The 17,188-nt window shown below is 46.3% G+C and carries 14 protein-coding genes; 3 read left to right on the top strand and 11 right to left on the bottom strand.

Annotated features, from left to right (window positions below; genetic code table 11):
- Window positions 1–338 precede the first annotated feature (338 nt).
- The 7 genes from BMW43_RS11870 to BMW43_RS11840 all read right to left on the bottom strand — a co-directional run bounded on the left by BMW43_RS11870 (window position 339) and on the right by BMW43_RS11840 (window position 8,175).
- Window positions 339–1,508: a mannitol-1-phosphate 5-dehydrogenase gene (locus BMW43_RS11870; RefSeq protein WP_245732420.1), complete on the bottom strand. Its 1,170-nt coding sequence runs from the start codon at window positions 1,506–1,508 to the stop codon at window positions 339–341.
- A 22-nt stretch (window positions 1,509–1,530) separates the two neighbouring features.
- Window positions 1,531–2,106 carry a 6-phospho-3-hexuloisomerase gene (gene hxlB, locus BMW43_RS11865; protein WP_245732411.1) on the bottom strand — a complete coding sequence of 192 codons (576 nt, stop codon included), beginning with the start codon at window positions 2,104–2,106 and terminating at the stop codon, window positions 1,531–1,533.
- Window positions 2,103–2,828 (bottom strand): ribulose-phosphate 3-epimerase, encoded by a 726-nt coding sequence (locus BMW43_RS11860; protein ID WP_245732409.1) that lies wholly within the window; start codon window positions 2,826–2,828, stop codon window positions 2,103–2,105. The genes hxlB and BMW43_RS11860 overlap by 4 nt, the downstream gene beginning before the upstream one ends.
- Window positions 2,829–2,845: 17 nt before the next feature.
- Window positions 2,846–3,286: a PTS mannitol transporter subunit IIA gene (locus tag BMW43_RS11855; RefSeq protein ID WP_091747591.1), complete on the bottom strand. Its 441-nt coding sequence runs from the start codon at window positions 3,284–3,286 to the stop codon at window positions 2,846–2,848.
- A 17-nt stretch (window positions 3,287–3,303) separates the two neighbouring features.
- A complete protein-coding gene (locus BMW43_RS11850; RefSeq protein WP_091747588.1) occupies window positions 3,304–5,385 on the bottom strand; it encodes a BglG family transcription antiterminator in 2,082 nt (693 codons plus the stop codon).
- Between the two features lie 165 nt (window positions 5,386–5,550).
- Entirely contained in the window at window positions 5,551–6,939 is a 1,389-nt protein-coding gene (locus BMW43_RS11845; RefSeq protein ID WP_091747585.1) for a PTS mannitol transporter subunit IIBC, read from the bottom strand.
- Window positions 6,940–7,461: 522 nt separating this feature from the next.
- On the bottom strand, window positions 7,462–8,175 hold the full coding sequence (locus tag BMW43_RS11840; protein ID WP_091747582.1) for an IclR family transcriptional regulator: 714 nt from the start codon (window positions 8,173–8,175) through the stop codon (window positions 7,462–7,464).
- Window positions 8,176–8,326: 151 nt separating this feature from the next.
- On the opposite strand from BMW43_RS11840, the gene BMW43_RS11835 reads away from it, so the two are divergent.
- Window positions 8,327–8,962 carry a flavodoxin family protein gene (locus BMW43_RS11835; RefSeq protein ID WP_091747578.1) on the top strand — a complete coding sequence of 212 codons (636 nt, stop codon included), beginning with the start codon at window positions 8,327–8,329 and terminating at the stop codon, window positions 8,960–8,962.
- Window positions 8,963–9,058: 96 nt separating this feature from the next.
- Here the strand turns inward: BMW43_RS11835 and BMW43_RS11830 are convergent, their stop codons facing one another.
- On the bottom strand, window positions 9,059–10,456 hold the full coding sequence (locus BMW43_RS11830; protein WP_091747575.1) for an S-layer homology domain-containing protein: 1,398 nt from the start codon (window positions 10,454–10,456) through the stop codon (window positions 9,059–9,061).
- A gap of 725 nt (window positions 10,457–11,181) precedes the next feature.
- Here BMW43_RS11830 and BMW43_RS11825 point away from each other — a divergent pair.
- Complete coding sequence (locus BMW43_RS11825; RefSeq protein ID WP_091747572.1) at window positions 11,182–12,435, top strand: dicarboxylate/amino acid:cation symporter; 1,254 nt, start codon at window positions 11,182–11,184, stop codon at window positions 12,433–12,435.
- A gap of 84 nt (window positions 12,436–12,519) precedes the next feature.
- Here the strand turns inward: BMW43_RS11825 and BMW43_RS11820 are convergent, their stop codons facing one another.
- Both BMW43_RS11820 and BMW43_RS11815 read right to left on the bottom strand, forming a co-directional pair.
- Entirely contained in the window at window positions 12,520–13,668 is a 1,149-nt protein-coding gene (locus BMW43_RS11820) for a 1-deoxy-D-xylulose-5-phosphate reductoisomerase (RefSeq protein ID WP_245732407.1), read from the bottom strand.
- Between the two features lie 20 nt (window positions 13,669–13,688).
- Window positions 13,689–14,189, bottom strand: coding sequence for a ferritin-like domain-containing protein (locus BMW43_RS11815; protein ID WP_091747566.1), 501 nt, complete (start codon window positions 14,187–14,189; stop codon window positions 13,689–13,691).
- Window positions 14,190–14,475: 286 nt separating this feature from the next.
- Between BMW43_RS11815 and BMW43_RS11810 the strand changes: the two genes are divergently transcribed.
- Window positions 14,476–16,803, top strand: coding sequence for an anaerobic ribonucleoside triphosphate reductase (locus BMW43_RS11810; RefSeq protein ID WP_091747563.1), 2,328 nt, complete (start codon window positions 14,476–14,478; stop codon window positions 16,801–16,803).
- 158 nt (window positions 16,804–16,961) lie between these two features.
- On the opposite strand, the gene BMW43_RS11805 is transcribed toward BMW43_RS11810, so the two are convergent.
- On the bottom strand, window positions 16,962–17,188 hold a 227-nt coding region (locus BMW43_RS11805; protein WP_281246128.1), incomplete at its 5' end, for a group II intron maturase-specific domain-containing protein.

The raw sequence follows: 17,188 nt of genomic DNA, 5'->3' as shown, positions 1-17,188 counted from the left end.
CGCCTCTGTCCGGTTACCGCACTCTCACTTCCTCCCCGTCGTTTGCCTGCAGCCCCCATCTTTGCATGTATAACAGCCTTATTTATATAGATAAAACCCCCTTGTACTCGTTGCCACGAACACAAGGGGATTCTCTAGTTATCCATCCTGTTTATTTATGCAATTGTAACTATGTATTTTTATATCGAATCACGAACCGCTATTCTATTTTTACATTTGCAACCATCTACAGTTTACAGAATTTTTTATTTTTTGTCAATAAAGCGATTTGCGTGAAATATTAGAAAAACCCTTAATTGCCGCCGTAAAACCCCTTTTCCCCGGCCAGCCATACCAGCTTATATCCTGCCAGTCCTTCCCGTTAATTTCCGTAACTCATCCAGTTTTGCTTTAATCAAATTCAGCAGGGGCTCTTCCTTGTCCAAACCGCTGTAGTGTAGCAAAGTTTGCTCCAGACCGTTGTCCCTCAAATAGATTTGCAATTGTTCCGCTTCCTCATCCTGCTCCGCATCATACAGCAAAGCAGCCGCAATCCCCATACTTACATACTCGGCCGGCAGATTTCTGGCTAGCAGTTGCCTGGCCGGACCAACAAGGCGCTCATTCATTCCCAGCTTACGAAGGGGTGAGCGGGCCACTCTTGCTATCTGGTCAGATAATAAAGGATTGGCAAACCGCCGCAGTAACGTTTGAATATACGTTTGTAACTCTACCGGGGAAAATCCGTGTTTCACCTGTAACAGGCAAGCGGTCTCCGCCAACGCCCGGTTTACAACGGTTAGAATTTCCGGCTGCTCCAACGCCTGTTGGATGGTTGCACACTGGTATAAATAACCCATATACGCTGTTATGGCATGGGCGGCATTGACTAAAAACAGCTTTCTTTCAATATATGGTTCCAGATCCCGCACATAGCTGACATTCTGCAGCGGTTTTATACCGTCAATCAACTGACTTTCATTAACGGTCATTTCATAAAACCGTTCCACATAGGCTGTCGTTATCTCTCCTTGTTGCCTGTTTATCGCCTGCCGGTCAATGGCTACATTAGGAAAGCCGATTACTCCTTCAACCGCCTGTTGTTCTGCCGGTGTAAGCTGCCGGTAAACCGCCGCTTTTAAAACCGAACTGGCGTTAATCGCGTTTTCACAGGCCATAATATGCAAGGGCTTTTGATTTTTCTTTATTCTTTCCCGCAAGCCCTTGACAATGGCACCGGCAATATGGTCCAGCATGGTCACAAATACTGCCGTGGTAATCAAATCAGCCTTGACAATGGCCTCAATAACTGCCTGTTCCTCACCGGCATCAAGAGCCGAAACACCGGAAATGACTTCCCTGCCGTCCTGTTCATCAATGAATACCACTTCATAGCTTTTCTTCTCACGCAAGGCCTGCACCAACGTTTTGTTAACATCGACAAAAGTAACCGCATAGCCCGAATGGTGCAGCAGGCTGCCGATAAAACCACGCCCAATATTGCCTGCGCCGAAATGCACCGCCTTCATCAAAGTATCCATCTCCCTGCCGCTATTCTAAATTGGCATGAAACTGCCACAGACTTTTAAGCTCAATTTGTTCTTTTTCCACAATCATTTTGGCAATGGTATCGCCCAAAAGCAGCAGCGTTTGTTCAAACAAACTCGACATGGGCTGCTGGGACTGGATTTCATCGGCTAAATACAGCTTGGTCTGGACGGGAATTCTCACCATCAAATCGGTAATCGGTGCCAATGAACTTTGTGGATTAGATCCCAGGTGAACGACTTTGCCACCGATTTGTTTTGCCTTACGGGCAATAGCTACCGGAACCAGCGATTCGCCGCTGCCTGATGCCACTACCAGCATATCCTTATCGGTCATCGCCGGTTCAGTAATCTGACCGACAATATAAGTAGCAATGCCCAAATGAGCCAGCCGTTTGGCAAAGGCTTCCACCGCCAGCTTCACTCTGCCGACACCAATGAAAAAGACCTTCTCTGCCTCTAGCAGCAGCTCAATAAATTGCTTCACATCGTCTTCCTTCACTTTTCCCAGTGCCGTTTCGCATTCTTCCAGAATCGTTTGATACGTCTCCCGGTAACTCATAGTCACCCATCCTTTCACGAAAAATTCCTCGCCGCCAGACCCTGGGCAATTTTGTCCTTCATTTGACGGTAGTTTTCAGCCCGAGTCCGTTCCCGGCTGAATAGGCTGGTGCTTCCGGCCACCAGGCAGTCGGCCCCGGCAGCAACCACCGCCGGAATAGCCTCCAGGGAAACCCGCCCATCCACCATAATTCGCGTCGCCCGGCCGCTGCGCCGGATATATTGCCGGCATTCCTCAATCTTTCGCAGAGCATAGGGCACCATGGCCTCCCCCTGGTTTCCGGCATAGCCCGGACTAATCAACATCAGCAATACATAATCACAGTGTTCAAGCACATAATCCAGCACCGACAAAGGAGTCGCCGGATTCAGGGCAATTCCTGCCTGGCAGCCGGCTGCCTTAATCAGTTGCAGCAGCCGTTCCACATGAAAAGCCGCCTCATAATGGAACGTAATACTTTGCACTCCGATAGCCAGCAATTCCCTAATAAAAAACTCATTATCGGTAGCCATAACATGTACATCAAAATCCATTCGGCACCGTTTACGCAATTGTGCCACTGTAGCCAGCCCCAACGGCATGCTGGGACTGAAGTGGCCGTCAATTAAATCGACATGCAGCGAACGAATGCCGAGCGCTTCCAATTGCTGTACTTCCTCAGCCACATTGCACAGGTCCGTACAAATCAGCGAAGGAGAAATTTCTACCAATTCTTGCTTTATCATTTCTGCCTTTCCCACATGCTTTCCTCACTTTCTCAGACTTCATTAAGTTTTAATAAAGTTTCATATATTTCAGCAGCCTGCTCGGTCTGTACCAAACGGTTGACCGTAGCCATATCTTGAATAGTTAGGGCGATTCGGGACAGAATCGCCAGATGATCGTCGCCGGCACCGGCTATGCCGATGACTAAATAGGCCTTATCTCCGTTATAGTCAATTCCTTCTTTATACTGCAGCACAACAATCCCGGACCGGAGAATTTCCTGTTTAGCTCCATGAGTTCCGTGAGGAATGGCAACGCCATTGCCGATATACGTATTACAAACTGTTTCCCGTTCCAGCATGCCCTGTATATAGGATTTGCGCACATAACCCCTATCTACCAGCATGTTCCCTGCCGCTATAATCGCTGCTTCCTTTGATGTGGTTGCCAGGTTGATTGCAATATTTTCCGGCAATAAAATAGTTTGTTCCATATCCATTTCCCCCAGACTTATGATATAAAGTTAAACAGAATGCGACTGATGCTTTCTACCGCTATTTCCTTATTCCCGTCACAAACCTCATATAAGAATGTTTTATCAACGATTAAGGCTTTACTGATCTGGCTGACCATTTCTACGATCCGGTCATCATCTTCCTGTGGCAGAACAACAATAAAGGCGGTGCGGATTTTCGCCGGCGGATCGTTAGTCAAATCGTCGACCGGAACAGCCAGTCTGGCAATCCCCACCCGCAGGCAATCACCGGCCCGGCAGTGCAATAAAACCAGGCCTTTCTCATCAATGACCGTACTGCCGTATTCCTCTCTCTTAAGCAGATTTCTTAAAATTGTTGCCTGCAGGACCTCGGTATCAACAATGGTCCTCGCGATGTGGCCAATCAATTCTTGTTTTGTTTTCACAACAAGCCGGTACTGATAGTAAAAATTCTCCAGCAGTCGATGAATGAGCGCCAGATAATATCCCGTATCCTTGCCACCAGTCTCGGGCTGCTTGGTTTGAACTGCCTTATCGGTAACTCTTTTCGTAATGGAAACAATGTTTTTCCGTTCTTCAATTTCATTGATTTTCCGGTTCAACCGCAGCTTGTCTTCCTCCCTGAGCAGTGGATTGACCACGACTACGGGAAGGATAAAGGTTTCGATCTTCACGGAAGAAATAATTAAATCAATCCCCTGTTCCGACAGTTCAATTTCATTGATCGCATGACTGGATATGGTCGCCACAATATTCACCGGCTTAACTTCCTGTTTGATTTTTTCCACCAGTATTTTGGAAGTGCCAATGCCGCTCATGCAGATCACGATAGCCCGGATTGATTTTGCATTGTTTTCCAGGGCAACCAGCGATGCGGCAAAATGAATGGTAATATAGCCCACTTCCTCGTCGCTGACCGGCTTACCGATAACCTCTTCCAAAAAAGCAATATGTTTTTTTACTACCTCAAAAATGTGTCGGTAATCGGTCTTAATCGGTTCCAGAAAATTGTTTGTCACCTTCACTTCCATACTGGCCCGGATCATTAACAGCTTTAGATGGTCAAGCAGCCGTTTCAACAAATCTTTGTCATAGTCAAGTTTGACCTGCAATTCCTGCTGAATATTATTGATGATCTTGTAAGCAAGCTCCGCCAGTTGGCTGTCAGCCTGCGACTGTTCTAAGGCCAGGCCCTGTCGCCGGCGCGCCGCCACAAAATGAATCAAAATGTTGTATACGTCGCAGTCCTGCAGAGTCAGATTGTAATATTTTTCAATAACCCGCAGCAGTTTTATGATATAATCGTATTGGGTAAAACTTTTGACCGCCTGTACGTTTTCCCGGTCCAGGACAAGTTCTTTCTCCTGTCTTTGGACCATCAGGCCTAATAGCAAAATCAGCTTAAAGTATGATTCATCCACAAGTGTTTCTTTGATATTCTTATCATAGTTATCTACTATTTTCTTGATATTTTCGAGCAGGTGGCCATCCATCAATCCGGCCAGCTTGATTTTGGTATAGCGCGATAGCTCCTTTTTAAAGAAGTCAGGACCCATAAACTCAATATAGCTGTAATGAATATTCCTCGTATCAATATGGCTGATCAGCAAATTAACGATGGCATCCCGAAAAGCTTTCTCAGCGCCTGTCACAAAGAGACCGTTGCCACGACAGCGTACAAGAACCAGCCCTTGCTGGGAAAACCATGGCTCTATTTCCTCCAGGTCCCGGCCAACCGTACCGAGTGATATTTTTAAAGCCGATGAAAAATAATACGATTTTGCCGGTTCCTGCAGGCCTAGCAGTTCACAAATCAGGACGATTTTACGCTCAACAGCCGGTAACCCGCTGCTGTCATTCTTATTGACCAGTTTTTTCAGCTTCGTTCGTTCTTCGTCAGGGAGAATTAACCGGATTCCCTCGCCGCGTCTGGTGTCAACTTGGATACGGTGATTATGAAAATACCCTTCCAGACTCTTGATATGCCGGGCAACCGTCCGGACACTGATATCCAATCTGTCCGAAATATAACTATACGTGATGTATTCATATTCACTGAGTAATAATTCTAAAATAGCCATTACTTGCTTATCCATAACACCATTCCTTCCGCGTTAAACCGGAAACTCTCTACTTGTTGTTATCTGAACAGCGGCCTTTATGGTAGCGGGAAACTATACATCAAAAACCGCTGTTCAGTAGCCAGGCAATGCAACTAACGGGACTCCACTCCCGAGTCGTTGTATTTGCCTTTTTTTATTTTAATGAGAAAGCCGTTTTACCAGGTCATCATATTGCGGTGCCGCAACGTAGTTTTTGATTGTAATAAATTCCACATGTGCGGCGGCCCGTTTTGCTCGCTCCAAAAGGCTTTCATGGCAAATCACCAAATCGGCGTCCTGTGGAATTTTTTCTACCGATGTATTCATTACTTTTACATCCACACCGGACTTTTTCAGCTTTTCTTGCAATACGGAAGCGCCCATGGCACTTGATCCCATGCCGGCGTCACAGGCAAACACAATTAAATTGATATCTTTCGCCACAGTTTGAGTCGCCGTAACACTGGTTGCCGTCTTTTTTCCTTTAAGCTGCTGCATAAGGTCCTTGGAGGACGCGAAGTCTTCTTCCGTTACTTCCTGCGTATCCAGTTTCAACAAGAAGGAAGATACTACGAATGATACGGCCGTGCCGACCGCCACACCGGCTAATGTTGCCAGATAGCCTCCCTTGGGAGTCATTGCCAGAAAGGAAATAATACTGCCCGGTGAAGGGAAGGCAACCAACCCGGCGCCAAAAGCCTGGAAAGTCAGAATACCGCTCATGCCGCCCAGAATCATGGCCACAATCATTTTGGGCTTCATTAGAACGTAAGGGAAATATAATTCGTGAATACCGCCAAAGAAGTGGATGATGATAGCCGTAGGCGCTGATTCCTTACTGACTCCTTTGCCAAACATCCAGTAGGCCAGTAATAAACCCAAGCCGGGTCCAGGGCTGGAGGCGACCATAAAGAAGATAGATTTACCCTGCTCCAAAGCAGCCTGCACACCAAGCGGTGCATAAATTCCCTGGTCAATGGCGTTATTGAGGAATAAGACCTTGGCCGGTTCATTAAAGATCGACAGCAAAGGCAGCAAATTAGCCTGTACCAGTGCTTCAATTCCCACCCTGACAACCTCATTCACCGCTAAAATAGCCGGCCCGATAGTCTTATAGGCGGCAACAGCCAGAATCATGCCTAAAATACCGATGGAGAAATTGTTTACAATCATTTCAAAACCGGCCGGAATTTTGCCTTCCATTTTTTCGTCGAACTTTTTGATGACATACCCACCTAACGGGCCCAGGATCATCGCACCGATAAACATGGGTATACTGGAACCGACAATAACTCCCATGGTGGCAATCGTTCCCATGACACCGCCCCGGGTACCGGCTATCGCCTTGCCGCCGGTATAGCCAATGAGCATCGGCAGCAGGTACACAATCATCGGTCCTACCAGTTTGGCAATGTCGGCATTGGGAGCCCAGCCTGTTGGAATAAACAGCGCCGTAATCAGCCCCCAGGCAATAAAGGCCCCAATGTTAGGCAACACCATGCCTGTGAGAAATCCGCCAAATGCCTGAATGTTAGCTCTTGTGATCATTCATTTTCTAGCCCCTTCCTGTTTATGTATTTGTACATTAGTACCTGCCCCCCTAAATACATGAAGCATCCTGTAGTCTTTTCCCTTCCGCTTCGTTGCCATCGCCTTCCCTCTGTCCCACATGCACGGCTCCTCCTTGGGGACGAAAAAGTCCTTACAAGCTTTACCTATGTTTTAAGTAGTGCAAGGTACTAGTGGGCCGTCAACTTCGAAAGTGCCAATTAATTCACGGAGGCTTTTTCATAAGGTAAATCGCTGGTAACGAAGCCTTGCGGAAAAAGATCCGTAAAGTAATTGCAACTTCAAAATTAATAGACCACTGGTCATGTACAGCCTTATTATAGGGTGAGTTTACAGAGTTTTCAATCAAAAGAAACTACCATAATGTCAGGAAGGGCAAGTGTCAAAATTAAAAATTCCAATCACTCTTTGTATAACAAATGCTCCGGGCTTTAAGCTCCGGAGCATTTGTTATACAAGATTTATACTTTTATGGTACTACCTTAATTTAAACAAGGACTATTACCGTTTCCATTCCGCCCTAATTCTCCCCCGCATCTTAACCATTACATCTATCACCTTTTGCGCAAGTTCTTCTGTATAGCGATAAGCAGGAATAAACATGCTAATACCAATCGTAGTATGATGAATACCGGATAAGGCGACCGCAATACAATAACAGTCACAATTGGGTTTACGGTGAATATAGTACCCTTTCTTTTGAATGTCAAGCAATTTACTTTGCAGCAGTTCAAGTTCCATACCGCTTTGTGCTGCTGTTTCCTGCCAGAAAGCTTCCGGCAAATTGGCTAATACGGCCATACCAATAGCTGACGTTTCATAAGCTTCCGTAGTCCCCACAATGGAAGATAACCGCAACGGATGCTTAGACTCCACTTCATCAATATAAAGCAATTTTTTATTGCTGGGTATCGCCAAATAAATGGTTTCATCAAATTCAGCGGCCAGTTGCTCTAAATAAGGATGCAGTATAGCTTGTACAGACAAATGGGATTCAAAAACCTTGCCTAACTCGAAAAGTTTTCCTCCCAGAGAATATTTATTGCCGTTTTTACTAACTACATTCCAGGCTTCCAATGTTACTAAAAAACCATGGAGGGTAGGAAGTTTTAATTCCAGGGCCGTACTAATATCGGTAAGTGTACATGTATTGTTATGCTGAGCAATATACTCCAGTATCAGCATCGCTCTGTCAATGGATTGAATGGTTTTCATACAACCTCCGCTATGATGCCATTTTTATATCTGGCATTATACATGGCTTCTTGACAAAAAGCAATAGTTGGGATTATTATTAATTCACTATAGATAAATAAACTTCGATAATATCGAAGTTTATTTTTTATATTCAAGGAGGTCAAAACATATGAAAGTTGTCGCATTTAACGGAAGTCCCAAAAAAGAAGGAAATACCTATACCGCGTTGCGTCTGGTAGCGCAGGAACTGGAAAAGGCAAACATCGATCTGGAAATTGTGCATGTCGGTAACTCGACTATACACGGCTGTATTGCCTGTAACGGCTGTGCCAGAAATCTAAATGAAAAATGTGTTATCGCTACCGATTCCGTAAACGAATGGATTCAAAAAATGAAACAGGCCGATGGCATTATTCTCGGCTCTCCCGTCTATTTTTCCGGTATTGCCGGCACGATGAAATCCTTTTTGGATCGCGCCTTCTATGTTACCTCGGTAAACGGCGGTATGCTCCGTCACAAGGTAGGTGCCAGTGTTGTCGCCGTCAGACGTTCCGGCGGTCTTCCCACCTACCAGCAGCTTAACAATTTCATTAATTATGCCGAAATGCTGGTACCCACCTCAAACTATTGGAATGTCATTCACGGAACAGTACCCGGCGAAGCCAATCAGGATGAAGAAGGAAAACAGATTATGCGGATACTAGGTAAAAATATGGCCTGGCTGCTGAAACTGGTTGAGTCCGGCAAAGCAAATTTCCCCGAGCCGGCAATCGAAGAAAAAGTATTTATGAACTTTATTCACTAATCACTACATAAACCAAAGCCCGGACTAAGTCCGGGCTTTATTGACGGCAAGGCTGAGGGTTGCCTGCCTGAAGCTATGTAGTTGTCAATGAGGAAATTAGAATTTTACGTGTAAAGCGGCTCTGTAGTAATTATAGCTGCTTTGGGCACTAGTAACCTGATCGTCCACTTTCAGATAGTTGAATTCTCCAGTAAAGGTTGGACTAAAGGCATAATTATAATCTACACCCAAGCCTTTAAAATCGTGAACCATGCTGCCACCGTCTCTTGTCAGCGGATCCGGACCAAATAATGCCGGCACAATGGAATTAGCGCCTACATCATAATACTTTAAAGCAATATTTTGCTGTCCTGCTTTTTTCAATGCTTGGTCACCATAGAGAACTTTGGCAAACCAGGCATCATCACCACCGGTTACGCCAGTGCTTACCGGGTCGGCGCTATTGGTAACGTATTCGGCAGCAACGGATAATTTAGGATTCAACAAATAACCGGCATTGACAGCCACCCACTTTTTCAAATCCATATCATCCTTGGAGAAATTTTTCAACTGAGCGTAAGTTACGCCGGCGTTAAATTGTTTATCTGCATAACTTACCCCTAATGAATCTACATCCATATTCCTATAGTTATTATAGTAAGTTCCGGTAGCTGTGCTTATATCCGTACCATCATTTTTCTTAAAGGTCACGCCATTGGCAAAACGGCCGTGATTAAAGGCAAAGGTAAATTTATTAACCTTAGTAGCCAATTTAATACCGTCATAGCTATACGCACCACTATCGACCAACAAATCATTGGCATCTAGCTTTAACGCCTGACGGCCAATAGTAGCATCGGACACACCGATTTTAGTATTAAAATAAGCACGATCTATCCGGGCATTATCGGTACTGCTGCTATTACTGTTATCCGAGTTACCAAAAATTTGCCAGGTATTGTTATTAAAATTAGAACTATTCGGTCCGTTGTTTACAATCCGCATGCCAAAGGTTGTTTTACTGTCGACTTTTGCTTCACCATTCAGTCTTAGGCGGTATTCCCCTTTAACATCAGTGGCTTTTTTCACTCCGCTTGAATTGGCATCCGGGAAACTCTTGTCCGTATAGCGTACATCAAACGACCCATTCATTTTGAAATTCGGTTGGTTTTTTTCCAGGGTGGTTACCCGAACGCCCAGATTTTTCAGTTCGTCGGAAAATTCGCCTTCCAGCTTAGTCAGTTCGCTTTTTAAACCAGCATCAGCCTTCTCTTCGTTAGACATGGCTTTGGCTACCAGACTGGCCATTTCATAACGGGTGATGGGTTTGTCGCCACGGAAATCGCCGTCGCCGTAACCGTCAATTAGACCGGCTTTTACCAGCTTATTAACCGATTGATAGGCCCAGTGGTTGGTCGGAACGCTGCTAAACGGATTGTTTTCCGCAGCAAACACCGTTCCAGCCGTGGTAGTTACAAACATAAGTGCTAAGGCAATCGCTAACTTCTTTTTCATTCTTTTCGCTCCTTGAGAGTTTTTTCTTTTCCTTAATACTCTCAAAAACCAATTGAGTTTCCACGTTTCCTCGCTGGTTTCTTTGAGTTCCTCTTTGTCCACCATGCTAAGCCGATTGAAAGATTCTTTTGCACTCTGTTCCCGCATGATATTTGAGGTTGGAACGCCAGGAAATTCATTCCGGCTTCATAGTATCATACCAAAATGCGGCAATCCAGCGAGTTAACCGTTTCTTAATAAACACTTAAGGCTGTCCATTATTTGTTAAATTTTATTAATATAATTAAACACTTCACCATAAAAAAGAGACTGCACAATAAAAAAATGGCGGCAGTCTCTTTTCATACATTTATTCAATCTCAGGTATGTTCTCGCTCGCATCCACTTTAATCTGGCCTTGGTCGGGCCAACAGGTCCCGACTATTTTCATATGCCATCCCATCAATTACCTATATTTTTTCTCCTATAATATTCCTTTATTTTCACCAATTTGTCGAATCCATTTGCCTCTTAGGAGTTTTTTTAGAACCAGTACGACAAACTATGACAAGAACGGTAGGTTACGCTATTTTTCCTGCCTACAGGGCAATCTTGTATACAGTTTTTTGCTCTTTACTTTACCAAAAAAGATGCTATATTTAGATAGGGGATTGATTTCCCCCGATTTTAGCTGTTAACCGGCCATAACCGGAGTTTAGCTAAGTGAAAGGAGCTATATCTAGCAAATGAAACAACCTATTTACAAATATCTTTATTTCCAAGTTCTATTCGCTATTGGAGTCGGGGTTCTTTTAGGACATTTTTATCCGTCACTGGCCGTACAAATGAAACCGTTTGGTGATGGCTTCATTAAATTAATTAAAATGATCATTACGCCAATTATTTTTTGTACCGTTGTGGTCGGCATCGCCGGTATGGGCTCTATGAAAAAGGTAGGCCGTGTCGGCGGCAAAGCCTTGCTGTATTTCGAACTGGTCTCCAGCGTAGCCTTGGTTATCGGCCTGATTATTGTGAATGTCGTTCAGCCCGGCGCCGGCATGAATGCCGATATCAGCTCACTGGATGCCAATGCAGTCTCCTCCTATACGAAAGAGGCCGCAACGCACACAACAGTGGATTTCCTGATGAATATTATCCCCAATACCGTCGTTGACGCCTTTGCCAAAGGCGACATCCTGCAAGTATTGCTGTTTGCCCTGTTATTCGGGTTCGGCCTGTCGGCCATGGGTGATAAAGGCAACCGCCTGCTGGGGCTTATTGATGAAATTTCCCATGTACTGTTTGCCATCGTTAATTTGATTATGAAATTTGCTCCCCTGGGAGCCTTTGGCGCCATGTCGTTCACTATCGGAAAATACGGACTGGCCTCGCTGCTGCCGCTGGCTAAACTAATGGGCAGCTTTTACCTGACCTGTTTACTGTTTATTTTTATCGTACTCGGTCTGATCGCCCGCTTTACCGGCTTTAATATCTTTCAATTTATTAATTATATCAAAGAAGAACTGTTAATTGTCCTGGGCACGTCCTCTTCCGAAAGCGCTTTACCGGGAATCATGCGCAAACTGGAGAATCTGGGCTGCTCCAAATCGGTTGTCGGCCTGGTTATCCCAACCGGTTATTCCTTTAACCTGGACGGCACTTCCATTTATTTAACCATGGCGGCTATCTTTGTGGCCCAAGCAACGAACACCGATCTTAACCTGACTCATCAATTGACCATTCTTGCTGTTCTCCTGCTAACCTCCAAAGGAGCTTCCGGCGTAACCGGCAGCGGTTTTGTTACACTGGCGGCTACCTTATCGGCCATTCCCGCCATCCCTGTTGCCGGCCTGGCCTTAATTCTGGGTATCGACCGGTTTATGTCCGAGGCCAGGGCCTTAACCAATTTGATTGGCAATGGCGTCGCTACTGTAGTGGTATCCAAATGGGAGAATGAACTGGATAAGGAAAAACTCCAGCGCGTATTAAAGGAATCATAGACTTCTCGTGCATAGCAAAGGGCTGTCTCACGGTATTTGCCGTGGGACAGCCCTTTTCATATAGAATTATTCTTTTTATCCGCTTTAGAATTTAATTTGCGCCGCATGCTGTTTGGCCCACGCATCGGCGGCAAGCAGATCTTCCAGGCTGTACTGATAAATGACCGTATGGGCCTGCATAGTCCGCTCAATCACGACGGCAATATCCAAAAAGCCGATTTCACCGGCCAGGAACCGCTCTACCGCCACCTCATTGGCACCGTTTAATACGGCACACATCGTACCGCCTGTTTCGATGGCCTGGTAGGCCAGTTTTAAGCAACGAAAGGTCTCCATGTCCGGTTTTTCAAAGGTAAGGTTATTTCTAACCGTAAAATCCACTTTCGGATAGGGATTGACTACCCGCTGCGGATAAGTGAGAGCATATTGAATGGCCACGCGCATGTCATGCTCGCCAAGCTGCGCAATAATCGAATGATCTTCATATTCCACCGCCGAGTGAACAATACTCTGCGGATGAACCAGCACCTCAATCTGGGAAAGTTCCACATCAAACAGCCACTTGGCCTCGATCACTTCCAGCCCTTTGTTCATCAAGGTAGCTGAATCAATACTGATCTTTTTACCCATACTCCAGTTCGGATGTTTTAAGGCATCCGCGGCAGTTACATGTTTTAACTCATTTTGGGTTCTGCCCCGGAACGGCCCGCCCGAAGCCGTCAATAGCAGCCGGCTGATTGGATTGCCGCTGTTACCCTGGAGACACTGAAATATCGCGGAATGCTCGCTGTCGACCGGATACATATTAACCTGATACTGTTTGACTGCGTTGATCATTAATTCGCCAGCCGATACCAGAGTTTCCTTATTAGCCAGAGCGATGTCCTTGCCGGCCTGGATCGCCGCAAAGGTCGGCTTCAATCCCACATTGCCCACTACCGAAGTCACTACGGTGTCGATTTCCGCCATCGTCGCCACCTGCACAAGCCCTTCCAAACCAGCGAGCACTTTCACCGTTCTGCCGCTTAGTCTCATACTGAGTTCTTCCGCTTTCCGCTCATTCATAACGGCAACTAGAACAGGTTCAAACTCCAGCACCTGTTTTTCCAGCAAATCTATATTTTCATGGGCCGTCAAACCCCAGACTTTCAGCCCCGGAACATGTCTTACCACATCCAGGGTCTGTGTTCCAATCGAGCCTGTCGATCCTAATATTGCTATGTTTCTTGCCAAAAAAGGCCACCTCATTCTTGTTAGTATATTTCCTGATGGTTGAATTCGGCCGACTCGACCCAATCCTGTACACGGTTTAGCATTTCAACAATGTTATCCATTAACTCCACATGCTTTGCTTCCTCTTCCCTTAGTTTTTGGCAAAGTGCCGTTTCCTCCGGACTTGCTGCCTTTTGGGCCAATTCCTGATAAAGGCTGACGCTCTCTTTTTCCTTATCCAGTGCCGCCCGGTACAAGTCGATGGGTTCCGCTTTAAGCCTCGGAATAGTGCGCTCCTGATCAGCCAAATCAAACGTTTTGTCAGCAAAAACATTCGGCACGTCAGACAGCGCCGGCTGCTCCGGCACGATCCCCCATTCTCCGCCCTGAGCTGCCTTGATAATATCATAATGGCGCCGTTCTTCCGCCGCCAGCCCCTCCAGCACGGCTTTTAAATCAGGATGTACAGTCTTGGCGGCCAGCTCCTTATAATAGGCCTCCCCATCCAGTTCCATGGTCAAGGCAAAATCAAACAAGTTCATTTGTCAAACCTCCCCCGCTTTTTTAGCTTCCATATATAGAAATATCAGTCATGAGAAGAACCAGCTATTTTTTTCTGTATATTCTCTACAAGCCGAGGAAAATCCTTCCTAGGCCGATGCTGCCTCGCTTCCCGGCACTTACTGCAATCTGTGAAAAGCCGCTCCTTACTACACAACATCTAGTTTGTCAATATATTGACAAACACAATATATGGTAATATGATGAATAAGAGACCAAATGCAGAGGAGGAAGGGCGGGTAGCGGCATGCCGCGCCCCGATTAACGATGATTACAACTATAGTAAAACGTGACGGACGGGAAGTTCCCTTCAATCTGGAAAAAATCAGTACAGCTATTAACAAGGCCCTGCAGGCAGCAGGCAACGGTGACGAAAGACTGGCGATGACCTTAGCGGGTCAAGTTGCCCAGGAGGCATCGCAGGTCACAACGAATTCTCCTTCGGTGGAAGAAATCCAGGACATTGTTGAAAAAGTCCTGATCGACGCCGACCTGTCGAAAGCAGCCAAAGCGTATATTCTCTACCGGGCGGAACGGACCAGGGCCCGGGAAATGAACACCCGCCTGATGAGAACCTATGAGGAAATCACTCATAGCGATTCCCGGGAAAGCAATTTGAAGCGGGACAATGCCAACATCGACGGCGACACGGCCATGGGTTCCATGCTGAAGTATGGCTCCGAAGGTGCTAAAATCTATAATGAAATGTATATGCTCAAACCGGAGCATGCCAAAGCCCATCGCGATGGCGATATTCATATTCACGATTTTGAGTTTTATACACTGACTACCACCTGTTGTCAAATTGATATCCAAAAATTATTTAAAGACGGATTTTCAACCGGTCACGGCTACCTGCGTGAACCAAACGATATTGCCAGCTATTCGGCACTGGCTTGCATCGCCATCCAGTCCAACCAAAACGACCAACATGGCGGACAAAGCATTCCCAATTTTGACTACGGTCTGTCCGACGGCGTCCGTAAAACCTTTGCCCGAAAATACCTGGATAGTCTAATCCAGATTCTTTCCTTCTCCGCCGGCAGTAAACAGGAAGTCAAAGACCTGGTGGCCGAAACCGCCAACGATATTGGTGAACGCCTTCACCTGACGCCGGAAATTTCCAACACCAACGGCTATCTGGCGGAAGAAGCAACGCTCCTTTCCCGTACCTTTGACACCGGCCTGCTGCAAAAGGCCCAGGCCTTTGCTTTTGAACAAGCCCTGACCGAAACCGACCGGGCGACCTATCAAGCGATGGAAGCGCTTATTCACAACCTAAATACCATGCACAGCCGCGCCGGGGCGCAGGTTCCGTTCAGCTCGATCAACTACGGCACCGATACTTCACCGGAAGGACGGCTGGTCATCAAGAATGTTATGCTGGCGACCGAAGCTGGCCTGGGCTATGGAGAAACTCCGATTTTTCCAATCCAAATATTTAAAATCAAAGAGGGCATTAACTATCACCCCACCGATCCTAACTATGACCTGTTCAAACTGGCCTGCCGGGTCAGCGCCAAGCGGCTCTTTCCCAACTTCTCGTTTATTGATGCTCCGTTTAATTTCCAATATTACAAAGACGGACAACCTGAAACCGAAATCGCCTATATGGGCTGCCGTACCCGCGTCATCGGCAATGTGAACGATCCCACCCGCGAAATCGTCTACAGCCGGGGCAACCTTAGCTTTACTTCCATTAATTTGCCGCGCCTTGGTATTGAAAGCAACACCATACCCGAATTTTATACTCGCCTGGACCATTTGATTGATTTATGCATTGATCAACTATTAGACCGGTTTGAAATACAGTGTCGCAAAAAAGTCCGCAACTTCCCCTTCCTGATGGGGGACGGCGTTTGGCTTGATTCGGAAAAACTGGGTCCTGATGACGAAATACGGGAAGTGCTGAAGCATGGCACCCTGACGGTTGGTTTTATCGGATTGGCCGAATGCCTGAAAGCCCTTACGGGAAAACATCATGGCGAATCGGAAGAAATGCAACGGCTTGGCCTGGAAATCATCGCTCATATGCGTCGGCGCATGGACGATGCAGCGGCCAAATACCGGCTGAACTTCTCCTTAATTGCCACACCGGCGGAAGGTCTGTCGGGAAGATTTATTGAAATCGACCGTAAACGTTTCGGCAGCCTGCCGGGCATCACCGAGCGCGAATATTACACCAACTCCTTCCATATTCCCGTGTACTATCCGCTCAGCGCCTTTGAAAAAATCCGTTTGGAAGCCCCCTATCACAAATTTACTAACGGCGGCCACATTACCTACATTGAGCTGGACGGCGATCCCTCCGATAACCTGGACGCCTTTGAATCGGTTATCCGCTGCATGAAAGAACAAGGTGTAGGCTACGGTTCGATCAACCACCCGGTCGATCGTGACCCCGTATGCGGCTATAAAGGAATCATCGGTGAAACCTGCCCCAAATGCGGCCGCAGCGAGACCGGCTCTATACCGTTTGAACGGATTCGCCGCATCACCGGCTACCTTGTCGGTACGCTTGACCGGTTCAACAACGCTAAACGAGCCGAAGTCAGAGACAGATACAAGCACTTTAATGTCAATAAAAATCACTAATTGAACAGACTCCTGTCAAATCCGCTAGGGGATTGGACAGGAGTTTTCTTTTCCTCAAGGCGGTCGAGTAGAGGCGGAACTCACATTCCAGCCCCCCTCACGGAACCGGACTTGCCCTATTAAGGCATCCGGCTCTTCATAGCAGCATTTACTTACGTTTAGCCATAGATATTCACATAGATTCTCGCTTTTGCTAGCGGGAATCTATCTGTTAGTTTTGCAAATCCTTCCCACGTCAAGCTCTTCTTTTGGCTTCTGCGATTGAGTATTTCAAACAATTTACGCCGTACGCAGTATCCAAAGGTATGGATTCCATTGCTGTTGTCGGTTACCCCATAGTAGCGAAAGTGCCCAACCAGCTTGGCATTTATCTGTTTGATCAAGG

The organism is Propionispora vibrioides, from assembly GCF_900110485.1.
Lineage (GTDB): Bacteria > Bacillota > Negativicutes > Propionisporales > Propionisporaceae > Propionispora > Propionispora vibrioides.
This window is presented reverse-complemented; position numbering and strand designations above follow the sequence as displayed.